We start from the raw sequence: 10,602 nt of genomic DNA, 5'->3' as shown, positions 1-10,602 counted from the left end.
TCGAGTTGCTGGACGAAGTCCATGGCCACGCCGACGACGATCAGCAGCGAGGTGCCACCGAAGTAGAAGTTGATGCCCATGCCCTGCGTAACCCAGGTCGGCAGGTTGCCATCCAACGTATCACCCACAAAGGGTAGCCCGGCCACGTTGATGCCGCTGAGGAGGAACTCCGGCAGCACCGACACGGCAGCCAGGTAGACCGCGCCGACCAGAGTCAAACGGGTCAGAATCCGATCGATGTACTCCGAGGTCTTCTTCCCGGAGCGAATCCCGGGGATGAAACCACCGTACTTGCGCATGTTCTCGGCGGTATCTGCCGGGTTGAAGATGATCGAAACGTAGAAGTAGGAGAAGAAGATGATGGCCACTACATAGAGCAGGTAGTGCAACGGCTGGCCCCAGGCCAGATAGTTGGAGATGTTCTGCAGCCACTCGTTCTGGAACATTCCCGCGATCGTCGAGGGGATCATGACGACCGAGCTCGCGAAGATCACCGGAATCACGCCGCCGGTGTTGACTCGAAGCGGCAGATAGGTGTTCTGACCACCGTAGACCCGGCGCCCGACAACGCGCTTGGCGTACTGCACCGGAATACGGCGCTGGCCGCGCTCCATGAAGACGATGAACGCGACCACCACCAGCATGAAAGCGATCAGAAAGAGAACCATGAAAGCGCTCAGACTACCGTTCTGAACGCTCTCGATCGTGTTGACTACGGCTCCCGGCAGGCCGACGATGATGCCTCCGAAGATGATCAGCGAGATGCCGTTGCCGATGCCACGCTCGGTGATCTGCTCACCCAGCCACATGACAAACGCCGTGCCCGTAGTCAGGGTCAGGACGGTCATTATCCTGAAGCCCCACCCCGGATCCGGCACCAGGGCCGCACCGCCGGGTGTCGTCACACGCTCGATCCAGACCGCGATACCCGTCGACTGGATGATCGAGATGACCATCGTCAGGTAGCGCGTGTACTGAGTGATCTTGCGCCGCCCGAGCTCGCCTTCTTTCGAGAGCTTCTCGAGATACGGCCAGACCACCGTCAGCAGCTGCAACACGATGGAGGCGGTGATGTACGGCATGATGCCCAACGCGAAGACGGCAACGCGCTCGAGGCTGCCGCCGGTGAAGGTGTTCACCATCCCCAGCAGGGTGCCTTTGGCGGCCTCCATGAACTCCAGCAGGGCCTGCGGGTCGATCCCGGCCGTCGGGATGTTGCATCCCACCCGGTACACCGCGAGCAAGCCGAATGTGAAGATCAGCCGCTTGCGCAGATCCGGGATCGCGAAGAGGTTGCGAAAACTATCGATCACTAGCCGACGACCTCACACTTGCCGCCCGCGGCCTCGATCTTGGCTCGAGCGGTCTTGCTGAACTTGTGAGCCTGAATGTTGAGCGCCTTGGAGACGTCGCCCGTGCCGAGAATCTTGATCAGAGCGCCCTTGCGCACCAGGCCCTTCTCCGTCAGCGCCTCGACGGTCACGTCGCCCTCGAAGCCCTCCAGGCCCGCGAGATTGACCACGGCGTACTCCCTGCGGAAGATGTTGGTGAAGCCGCGCTTGGGAACGCGTCGCACCAAAGGCATCTGGCCACCCTCGAAGCCTCGTCGCCGGCTGTAACCGGAACGCGACTTCTGGCCGTTGTGGCCCCGTCCCGAGGTCTTGCCTTTGCCCGAGCCCGGGCCGCGCCCGACCCGCTTGGGGGAATGCCGGCTCCCTGCGGCCGGTGACAGATCATGCAGTTTCATAGCTCTAGTCCTCGACGATCTCTGCCAAATGAGGAATCTTGGCGACCATTCCGCGCACCGCGGGAGAGTCTTCGCGTTCGACGACGTGACGAATCCGGCGCAGACCCAAGCTGCGCAGCACCTCGTGCTGGCGTGGGGGCCGTCCGATCGGACTGCGAGTCTGTCGAATCTTCAGTGTCTTGGTCTTCTTCTTTGCCATGGTCTTGGTCTTTTTCGCCTTGTTCGTCCTGTTCGCTCGCTAAGGGGCTAGGCCTGACCGCTCGAGGGCTGCTCGACGCCACGCGCCCGGAACACTTCGTCACGCCGGCGCAGCTGCGACAGCGCGACCATCGTGGCCTTGACCACGTTCTGCGGGTTCTTAGAACCGATCGACTTGGTCAGAATGTCCTGAATACCCGCGCTCTCCACCACCGCCCGAACGGCGCCACCGGCGATCACGCCGGTACCCTGAGATGCCGGCTTCAAGAGCACCCGGCTGGAACCGAAGACCCCGAGCGACTCGTGTGGGATCGAGGTGTCTTCCATCGGAACACGAACCAGGTTCTTCTTGGCGATCTCCACTCCCTTGCGGATTGCGCTCGGCACTTCCTTGGCCTTGCCCGAGCCGTATCCGACCCGACCACTGCCGTCACCGATGACAACCAGAGCGGAAAACGAGAAATTCTTACCGCCCTTGACCACCTTGGTCACGCGGTTGATGTGAATTACCTGTTCGAAGAACTCGGTCTCTCTTTCGAAATTTCTAGCCAAGCTGATCCTCTCCTCGAGCGGCCACGCCGCTCAGAACTGCAGTCCCTTCTTACGCGCACCCTCCGCCACCTGCCGCACCCGTCCGTGGTAGATGTAGCCACCGCGATCGAATACGACCTGCTCCACGCCCACTTTCTTCGCTCTTTCGGCGATCGTCTCGCCGACCAGCCGAGCCGCGTCCACCTTCTTGCCGTCTTTGGCGGCTTTCTGGATGTCCTTCTCGGCCGAGCTCGCCTGAGCCATCGTCTCGCCCTTGAGATCGTCGATCACCTGGGCGTAGGTGTACTTCAAGCTCTTGAACACCGCCAGGCGCGGGCGCTCGGAGGTCCCACTGACGGATCGCCGCACGCGCTTGTGGGCCCGCTGGCGCTGGTCTCTCTTTCGTCTTGCTCTGTCCACCTGATGCTCCTTAAAAGCGCCTCTAGCCGCCGCTGCCGACACCGGCTTTACCGACCTTGCGTCGGATCACTTCGTCGGCGTACTTGATACCCTTGCCCTTGTACGGCTCCGGTTTGCGCAGGGCCCGAATCTCGGCGGCCACCTGCCCCACCTGCTGCTTGCGCGCCCCGCGCACCGTGAGCTTGTTATTCTTGTCCACTTCGATCTCGATGCCTTCGGGAATCGAAAACTCGATCTGATGCGAGAAGCCCAGCGACAGGTTGAGGGTCTTGCCCTGGACCTCCGCCCGATACCCGACGCCGTTGATCTCGAGGACCTTGCTGAAGCCCTCGTGGGCCCCGGTGACCGCATTGGCTACCAGCGCGCGCATGAGCCCGTGCTTGGCCCGATCGTCGCGGCTCTCGCCAACGCGCTTGAGCAGCACCTCGGTATCACCGATCTCGACCTCGATTCGCGGCAGGATCTCCTGAGACACCGTGCCCTTCGGCCCTTCGGCCGTGAAGAGCCGATCTTCCATCTTGATCTTGGTCCCCTTGGGGATCGGAATCGGGTTTCTACCTACTCGAGACATCTTCGTTCTCCTTGCTCGGGCTTGCTCCGCCTAGCTCCGGCCTACCAGATCTCGCACAGAACTTCGCCACCGACGCGTTGATCGCGGGCCTGGCTGTCGGTCAGCAGCCCTTTCGAAGTCGACACGATGCCGACGCCGAGGCCGTTGAGTGCCGGCTTCAAATCGTCGGCGCCACAGTAGACCCGCCGCCCGGGCTTGCTGACGCGCTGCATGCGACGAATCGCCGGCGCGCCGTCGTCACCGTACTTGAGAATGATGCGTATCTGCCTGCTGATCGGATCGTCACCTTCCTCGGTGTACTCCTCGATGTAGCCTTGCTCTTTGAGGATTCGGCAGACCTCTAGCTTCAGATTCGAACCCGGAACCGTGAGCTGGTCGTGGTTCACCATGAGGGCGTTGCGGATCCTGGTCAGGAGATCCGAAATCGGATCGGTCATCGTCATCTTGTCAACTCCTACCAACTCGCCTTGATCACGCCGGGCAGGTAGCCCTGAAGCGCGAGGTTGCGGAAGCAGATCCTGCACAGACCGAACTTCCTCATATATCCACGCGGACGCCCGCACCGCTGGCAACGGTTCCTCACCTTCACCGCGTGCTTGGGCTTCTTCCTCATCTGCGCCATCTTTGCCGTCGTTGCCACGTCTGGTATCTCCCTGGGTATCCTTGAGCTGGGCCTTAGCTGGCTTCTCGGCGCCGGAAGGGCATTCCCAGCCCCCGAAGCAGATGAAGCGCTTGCTCGTCGTGTTCGGCGCTCGTGACGATCGTCACGTTGAGCCCCTTGTTGAGAGCCACTCTGTTGTAGTCGAGATCGGCGAAGATCAGGTGATCTCTGACGCCCAGAGTGTAGTTGCCGCGACCGTCGAAGGCGCGGTCCGAGACTCCGCGAAAGTCGCGCACGCGCGGCAGGGCAACCGAGATCAACCGATCCAGGAAGTCCCACATCCGGCTGCCGCGCAGAGTCACTCGCGCGCCGATCGGCATGCCCTCGCGCAGCTTGAACGCCGCGATCGACTTCCGGGCCCGGGTGATCACCGCGCGCTGCCCGGCGATCTGGGTCAGCTCTTCCGCCGCGTCGTCCAGGATCTTGACGTTCTGAGTCGCCTCGCCGAGCCCGATGTTGAGCACGATCTTCTCGATCCGCGGAACCGCCATGACATTCTCGATGCCGAACTCCTTCTGGAGATCGGACATGACCTCGTCCTGGTACCGCTTCTTCAAGCGCGGTACGTAGGCCTCTTTGCCGTTGCTCTTCTTTGCCTTTGCCATCGTCGTTTCTGTCCCTGGTTGCAGCCCTTAGTTGAAAGTGGCCCCACAGCGCCGGCATACCCTGGCGCCGCTGCCATCCTCGAGCCTCTTGCGTCCCACTCGGGTCGGTTTGCCGCATTCCGGGCACACCAGCATGAGCTTGGAAACGCCGATGGGCCCCTCCCGTTCGAGGATTCCCCCCTGGACCTGCTTCTGAGGATTGGCCCGCGTGTGCTTCTTGACCATGTTGACGCGCTCGACGATCGCGGTGCCCTTGGACGGAAAGATGCGCAGCACCTTGCCCTTGACGCCGCGATCCTTGCCGAGGACCACCAACACTTCGTCGTTCTTCTTGATCTTGAGTTTCTGCATGGTCGCTGTCGCCTGTCTAGATAACCTCTGGTGCCAGAGAAATGATCTTCATGAACCGCTTTTCGCGCAGCTCCCGCGCCACCGGTCCAAATACACGCGTACCGATCGGCTCGCCGGTCTCGTTGATCAGCACCGCCGAGTTGTTGTCGAAGCGAATGTAGGTCCCGTCCTTGCGCCGGTGGGCGCGCCGGGTTCTGACCACCACCGCTCTGACCACCTGCCCCTTCTTAACGGTGCCTTCGGGCGTCGCTTCCTTTACCGAAGCGGTGATCACGTCGCCGAGACCGCCCTCCTTGCCCGAGGAGCCGCCGCGCAACTGAATGCAGGCGATCTTGCGCGCCCCCGAGTTGTCTGCCACCTCGAGGATGGTTCCCATCTGGATCATCTGACTATCCCTCGGCTCGCTCTACAACGCGCTGAACCCGCCAGCGCTTCTGTTTCGATATGGGTCGGCTGGCGACGATCTCGACGACATCGCCGACGCCGCACTCGTTGCGCTCGTCGTGAGCGTAGTACTTGCTGGTTCGCTTCAGGTAGCGACGGTAGAGGCGATGCACGGTCGTCTTCCCCACCGAAACCACCACGGTCTTGTCCATCTTGTTGCTGACCACCTTGCCGACCATGGTCTGGCGGCGTGCGGCCTGCTCAGCTGGTTCGGTGCTCTGAGTGCTCTCAACAGTGACTTGCTCGTTCATTTTGCGTCTCTCTCTTCTAGCTCTCAGGTCTTCGCCGATTGCTTCTCGCGCAGAACAGTCAACACCCGCGCCATGTCTTTGCGTACCGTCGTCATCTTGGTTGGGTTATCCAGCTGTCCGGTGACCTTCTGCAGCCTGAGCGCAAACAACTGCTCAGCCAGCTCGGTCTCCTTCTCGCGAAGCTCGTCGACCGTGTGTTCTCTCAGTTCGGTGGCTTTCATCTCACTTCTACCTCAGCTCGCGATCTGTTCGTCGCGTGACACGTAGCGCGTCTTGATGCCAAGCTTGTAGGAGGCCCTCAGCATGGCGTGCTTTGCGGTCTCGGTGTCGACCCCCTCGAGCTCGAACAGGATTCGGCCCGGCTTGACCACGGCTACCCACTCCTCCGGGCTGCCCTTGCCCTTACCCATGCGGGTTTCGAGCGGCTTCTTGGTGATCGGTTTGTCGGGGAATATACGAATCCAGATCTTGCCGCCACGCTTGACGCCACGAGCAATCGCGATACGAGCCGCCTCGATCTGGCGCGCGGTGACCCAGCCGCATTCGAGTGCCTGCAGGCCGTAGTCGCCGAACGCGATGTAGTCGCCACCTTTGGCACGCCCGCGGCGCTTGCCGCGCTGCTGCTTTCTGAACTTGACCTTCTTCGGCATCAACATGACGTTGACTCCTCCTGCTTACACCGCCGCGCGGCGGCCTTTCTCTCTGAGCAAATCACCCTTGTAGATCCACACCTTGCAGCCGACCACGCCGTAGTTGGTGTGGGCCTCTGCGAAGCCGTAGTCGATGTCGGCCTTCAGGGTGTGAAGCGGCAACCGGCCGTCCTGATACCACTCGGTCCGGGCGATCTCGGCGCCGCCCAGGCGCCCCGACACCATGACCTTGAAACCTTTCGCTCCGAACCGGAACGCGGCTTCCATGGTCTTCTTCATCGCTCGCCGAAAGGCGATCCGGCGCAACAGTTGGTTCGCCAGATTCTCCGCCACCAACTGCGCCTCGAGCTCCGGCCGCGAAATCTCCTGGATGTTGATGTGGACCGGCCGGCCCATCAGCTTCATCAGGTCGTCGCGCAGCTTGTCTACCTCGGCTCCCTTGCGACCGATAATGATGCCGGGACGCGAGGTGTAGATCGTCACCCTCAGCTTGTCGGCCGCGCGCTCGATGTCGATCTCGCTGACCCCGGCATGGCCGAGACGCCGCTTGAGCTTGGAGCGAAGATCCAGATCCTCGTGCAAGAGTTTCGAATAGCCCTTGTCCGCGAACCAGCGCGAGTGCCAGGGCTTGTTGTAGACGAGTCGGAACCCGTAGGGATGTGTCTTTTGACCCACGAAAACTCTCCTTCTATTTCCCTTCGACCTGATCGCCCTTACGGGTATCGAGCTTGATGGTGACGTGACTCTGGCGCTTCAGAATCTGGAAGGCCCGGCCCATCGGTTGGGGTCGAATGCGCTTGAACACGGGACCGCCGTCGACAAAGATCTCTTTGACGAACAGACGATCGACGTCGACGCCCTCTTCCCGATTCTCGGCGTTGGCCACCGCCGACTTGAGAAGCTTGCCCACGTCGCGAGCAGCCGATTTCTTGCTCAGCGCCAGCAGATCCGTCGCCTCCTGGACTCCCTTGCCGCGAATCTGATCCGCGACCAGGCGAACCTTCTGGGGCGAGGCCCTGAGGTACCGAAGTCGAGCTTTTACTTCCATTGTCTTGGCTTCCCTTGGCTTCTCTTGGGCCTTATCGCGGCCGGCCCATTTTTTCCTGCCGGCCCGAGTGACCACGGAAGGTCCGCGTCGACGCGAACTCGCCGAGCTTGTGCCCCACCATGTTCTCGGTCACATACACCGGAATGAACTTCATGCCGTTGTGCACGGCGATGGTCAATCCCACCATGTCCGGAATGATCGTCGAACGGCGGGACCACGTCTTGAGAACTCGACGGTCACCACCTTCGACCGCGCTGTCCACCTTCTTCCTGAGGTGGTCGTCGATGAAAAAACCCTTCTTGAGCGAACGCGACATCTTCTACCCCTACAGCCTTATTTCTTCTTCCGGCGACGAACGATCATCGGATCGGTGCGCTTGTTGCGCCGCGTCCGGTAGCCCTTGGTGGGCACTCCCCAGGGCGTGCAGGGATGCCTGCCGCCGGAGCTGCGCCCCTCACCGCCGCCCATCGGGTGATCTACGGGATTCATGACGACGCCACGGTTGTGCGGGCGACGCCCGAGCCAACGCCTGCGACCGGCCTTGCCGAACTTGCGGTTCTCGTGGTCGAGATTGCCGACCTGACCGACCGTAGCCATGCACTTGATGTGGATCTTTCTGGTCTCGCCGGAAGGCATTCGGAGCAGAGCGTAGGCGCCCTCCCGGGCCATGAGCTGGGCGCTGGCTCCGGCGCTTCTCGCGAGCTGGCCGCCCTTACCGACTTTCATCTCGATGTTGTGGACCAGGGTCCCGACCGGGATGTTGCTCAATGGCAGCGCGTTGCCGGGATTGATCGGCGCGTCGGGACCCGACATGAGCTCGGTCCCGGGCTTCACGCCATGGGGCCACAGGATGTATCGCTTTTCTCCATCGGCGTAGTTGAGCAGTGCGATACGGGCCGAACGGTTCGGGTCGTACTCGATCGACGCCACTTTCGCGGGCACCCCGAACTTGTCGCGGCGGAAATCCACCACTCGGTAGCGCTGTTTGTGACCGCCGCCTCGGAAGCGCACCGAGATACGTCCCTTGTTGTTGCGGCCGCCCTTGGTCGGCTTGCCCTCGGTCAGCTTCTTGTTCGGCTTGGAGGTCGTGACCTCGTCAAAGGTCGAGACCGTCGCGAACCGGCTGGCCGGGTTGGTCGGCTTGTATTTTCTCATTGCCATTTGTTAAACGCCCTCGAAGAACTCGATCGATTTCTCGCCCTCGGCCAGCCTCACGTAGGCCTTTTTCCAGTCCGGCTGACGCCCTACGAAGCGACCCTGCCGGCGCACCTTGCCGTGCATGTTGGCGACTCTCACCTCGGCGACCTTGACTTTGAACTGGGCCTCCACCGCCTTCTTGATCTCGATCTTGTTGGCCCGGCGGTCTACCTCGAACGCGACGATGCTCTTGTCGTCCTTCAGACGAGTCGACTTCTCGGTAATCAGCGGCCGGCGAATGACGTCCTGGACCCTCATCGCGAAAGCACCTCCACCAGTCGATCGAGCGCCTTCTGACTGACCACTATCGTCTCCTTGTCGACGACGTCGTAGACCGTGAGGTGCATCGCGTCGACCGCCTTGAGCCGCGGGTTGTTGCGCGCCGCCAAGCCCAAGTTCGTGTTGAAGTAGTCGTCGACCAGAAGCGCCTTGCCCTCGACGCCGAGAGTCTTCAGCTGCTTGGCCAGCTCGGCAGTCTTGTGGGTCTCGAGATCCAGGCTGTCGAGAACGATGATGCCCTCCGAGCGCAGCTTCTCCGAAAGCGCGCTCTTGAGCGCGTTCTTCTTCTCGCGAATCGACAGTTTGAGCTCGAAGCTCCGCGGCCGCGGGCCAAATACAGTGCCGCCACCTCTCCAGATCGGTGACGAAGCTCGTCCCGCTCGGGCCCGCCCGGTGCCCTTCTGGCGCCAGGGTTTCCGATTCGATGCCTTGACCTCGCTGCGCTCCTTGGTCTTCGCCGTCCCCGAGCGATCGGCCGCCCGATTGGCCCTCACCGCGGTGTGGATCAGGTGCTCCTTGTACGGGTAGGCAAAAACCTCGTCGGGCACGTCGACCTTCCGGGTCTTCTTGTTGGCCAGGCTCTTGACTTCGATCTTCATTGCTCAGCCCTTCTTCGCCCGGCGAATCGAGATGTAGCCGTTACGGGGGCCGGGCACGGACCCACGCAGATAAATGAGGTTCTTCTCCTCGTCCACCTTCTCCACCCTCAGGTTCTTGACCGTCACCGGCTTGCCGCCCATCCGTCCCGGCAGCTTGATGCCGGGAAAGACACGAGACGGATCCGAGGCCTGGCCGATCGAGCCCGGAGCCCGATGAAACATCGAGCCGTGAGTGGCGCCACCGCCGCCGAAGCCGTGGCGCTTCATGACGCCCTGAAAGCCCTTACCCTTGGCGGTGCCGATAACGTCGACGTAGTCCTCTTCGGTGAAGATCGACGCCTTCACCTGATCGCCCGCCTTGTACTCTTCCTCGCCTTCGATGCGAAACTCCTCGAGTTTGCGCATGGCCGCGACGCCGGCTTTGCCGAAATGGCCCTGCATCGGCTTCGGCACCGAGCGCGGAGCTTTCTCGTCGACCAGGCCGAGCTGAACGGCCTCGTAGCCATCGTTCTCGGACGTTCGTCGCTGTACTACGAGACACGGGCCCGCCTGCACGACCGTCACCGGAACCACCCGGCCGTCGGTCGCGTAGATCTGTGTCATGCCGAGCTTTCTGCCCAGTAAGCCTTCCATCATGAGAACTCCTGAATCACTTCCCGAAAGCCTTGATTTCGACGTCAACTCCAGCCGGCAGCTCGAGCTTCATCAGCGCATCCACGGTCTGGCTGGTTGGATCAAAGATGTCCAGGAGGCGCTTGTGAGTGCGAATCTCGAACTGCTCGCGAGACTTCTTGTCCACGTGCGGACCTCGGTTGACGGTGTACCGCGAGATGTGGGTCGGCAGCGGAATCGGCCCGACGCAGCGGGCGCCGGTGCGCCTCGCGGTGTCGACGATTTCCGTTGTGGACGCATCCAGAATCCGGTAGTCGAACGCCTTGAGTCGGATTCGAATCTTGTCGTTTGTCATCAACCAGTCCTTTTCATTTGCCGCCGCTCGCCGATGGCGCTCAGACGCCGCCCACGGGTGACGGCGCTACTCAATCTATGATC

Annotated in this window: 22 protein-coding genes; all 22 read right to left on the bottom strand. The window is 61.7% G+C overall.

The genetic code is table 11. The features are described 5' to 3' along the window. Nucleotides 1–1,313, bottom strand: a 1,313-nt coding sequence (gene secY / locus GY769_14580) for a preprotein translocase subunit SecY (protein MCP4203145.1), incomplete at its 3' end; no start/stop codon positions are given. After that, nucleotides 1,313–1,747 (bottom strand): 50S ribosomal protein L15, encoded by a 435-nt coding sequence (rplO, locus tag GY769_14575; protein MCP4203144.1) that lies wholly within the window; start codon nt 1,745–1,747, stop codon nt 1,313–1,315. The genes secY and rplO, both read right to left, overlap by 1 nt. Nucleotides 1,748–1,751: 4 nt before the next feature. Further along, the gene (gene rpmD / locus GY769_14570; protein ID MCP4203143.1) at nt 1,752–1,946 is read right to left on the bottom strand and encodes a 50S ribosomal protein L30; all 195 of its coding nucleotides are present in this window, start codon (nt 1,944–1,946) and stop codon (nt 1,752–1,754) included. A 47-nt stretch (nt 1,947–1,993) separates the two neighbouring features. Next, entirely contained in the window at nt 1,994–2,497 is a 504-nt protein-coding gene (gene rpsE / locus GY769_14565) for a 30S ribosomal protein S5 (GenBank protein MCP4203142.1), read from the bottom strand. Nucleotides 2,498–2,527: 30 nt separating this feature from the next. Further along, nucleotides 2,528–2,896, bottom strand: a complete 369-nt coding sequence (locus GY769_14560) for a 50S ribosomal protein L18 (GenBank protein MCP4203141.1) — start codon at nt 2,894–2,896, stop codon at nt 2,528–2,530. Between the two features lie 22 nt (nt 2,897–2,918). Then, complete coding sequence (rplF, locus tag GY769_14555; protein MCP4203140.1) at nt 2,919–3,467, bottom strand: 50S ribosomal protein L6; 549 nt, start codon at nt 3,465–3,467, stop codon at nt 2,919–2,921. A 41-nt stretch (nt 3,468–3,508) separates the two neighbouring features. Further along, nucleotides 3,509–3,910 (bottom strand): 30S ribosomal protein S8, encoded by a 402-nt coding sequence (gene rpsH / locus GY769_14550; GenBank protein MCP4203139.1) that lies wholly within the window; start codon nt 3,908–3,910, stop codon nt 3,509–3,511. Between the two features lie 11 nt (nt 3,911–3,921). Next, on the bottom strand, nt 3,922–4,107 hold the full coding sequence (locus tag GY769_14545) for a type Z 30S ribosomal protein S14 (protein MCP4203138.1): 186 nt from the start codon (nt 4,105–4,107) through the stop codon (nt 3,922–3,924). A gap of 35 nt (nt 4,108–4,142) precedes the next feature. Continuing rightward, entirely contained in the window at nt 4,143–4,733 is a 591-nt protein-coding gene (gene rplE / locus GY769_14540; GenBank protein MCP4203137.1) for a 50S ribosomal protein L5, read from the bottom strand. Between the two features lie 27 nt (nt 4,734–4,760). Then, on the bottom strand, nt 4,761–5,084 hold the full coding sequence (locus GY769_14535; GenBank protein ID MCP4203136.1) for a 50S ribosomal protein L24: 324 nt from the start codon (nt 5,082–5,084) through the stop codon (nt 4,761–4,763). Nucleotides 5,085–5,100: 16 nt separating this feature from the next. After that, nucleotides 5,101–5,469, bottom strand: a complete 369-nt coding sequence (rplN, locus tag GY769_14530) for a 50S ribosomal protein L14 (protein ID MCP4203135.1) — start codon at nt 5,467–5,469, stop codon at nt 5,101–5,103. 4 nt (nt 5,470–5,473) lie between these two features. Next, nucleotides 5,474–5,779, bottom strand: a complete 306-nt coding sequence (gene rpsQ, locus GY769_14525) for a 30S ribosomal protein S17 (protein ID MCP4203134.1) — start codon at nt 5,777–5,779, stop codon at nt 5,474–5,476. Between the two features lie 23 nt (nt 5,780–5,802). Further along, nucleotides 5,803–6,000, bottom strand: coding sequence for a 50S ribosomal protein L29 (gene rpmC, locus GY769_14520; GenBank protein ID MCP4203133.1), 198 nt, complete (start codon nt 5,998–6,000; stop codon nt 5,803–5,805). A 12-nt stretch (nt 6,001–6,012) separates the two neighbouring features. Beyond that, complete coding sequence (rplP, locus tag GY769_14515; protein MCP4203132.1) at nt 6,013–6,435, bottom strand: 50S ribosomal protein L16; 423 nt, start codon at nt 6,433–6,435, stop codon at nt 6,013–6,015. Between the two features lie 18 nt (nt 6,436–6,453). After that, nucleotides 6,454–7,104 (bottom strand): 30S ribosomal protein S3, encoded by a 651-nt coding sequence (gene rpsC, locus GY769_14510; GenBank protein MCP4203131.1) that lies wholly within the window; start codon nt 7,102–7,104, stop codon nt 6,454–6,456. 13 nt (nt 7,105–7,117) lie between these two features. Then, nucleotides 7,118–7,477: a 50S ribosomal protein L22 gene (rplV, locus tag GY769_14505; protein MCP4203130.1), complete on the bottom strand. Its 360-nt coding sequence runs from the start codon at nt 7,475–7,477 to the stop codon at nt 7,118–7,120. Nucleotides 7,478–7,508: 31 nt separating this feature from the next. Next, nucleotides 7,509–7,793, bottom strand: a complete 285-nt coding sequence (rpsS, locus tag GY769_14500; protein MCP4203129.1) for a 30S ribosomal protein S19 — start codon at nt 7,791–7,793, stop codon at nt 7,509–7,511. 17 nt (nt 7,794–7,810) lie between these two features. After that, the gene (rplB, locus tag GY769_14495) at nt 7,811–8,638 is read right to left on the bottom strand and encodes a 50S ribosomal protein L2 (GenBank protein ID MCP4203128.1); all 828 of its coding nucleotides are present in this window, start codon (nt 8,636–8,638) and stop codon (nt 7,811–7,813) included. Nucleotides 8,639–8,641: 3 nt separating this feature from the next. Next, nucleotides 8,642–8,932, bottom strand: a complete 291-nt coding sequence (locus GY769_14490) for a 50S ribosomal protein L23 (GenBank protein ID MCP4203127.1) — start codon at nt 8,930–8,932, stop codon at nt 8,642–8,644. Beyond that, nucleotides 8,929–9,552 (bottom strand): 50S ribosomal protein L4, encoded by a 624-nt coding sequence (gene rplD / locus GY769_14485; GenBank protein ID MCP4203126.1) that lies wholly within the window; start codon nt 9,550–9,552, stop codon nt 8,929–8,931. Before rplD ends, GY769_14490 begins: the two co-directional genes overlap by 4 nt. Before the next feature lie 3 nt (nt 9,553–9,555). Beyond that, complete coding sequence (gene rplC, locus GY769_14480; GenBank protein MCP4203125.1) at nt 9,556–10,188, bottom strand: 50S ribosomal protein L3; 633 nt, start codon at nt 10,186–10,188, stop codon at nt 9,556–9,558. A gap of 13 nt (nt 10,189–10,201) precedes the next feature. Continuing rightward, on the bottom strand, nt 10,202–10,519 hold the full coding sequence (gene rpsJ, locus GY769_14475; GenBank protein MCP4203124.1) for a 30S ribosomal protein S10: 318 nt from the start codon (nt 10,517–10,519) through the stop codon (nt 10,202–10,204). Nucleotides 10,520–10,602 lie beyond the last annotated feature (83 nt).

This window comes from bacterium, from assembly GCA_024224155.1.
Classification (GTDB): Bacteria; Acidobacteriota; Thermoanaerobaculia; order Multivoradales; family JAHEKO01; genus CALZIK01.
Note: the sequence above shows the minus strand (reverse complement) of the source record. Positions and strands in the feature narration are given on the sequence as shown.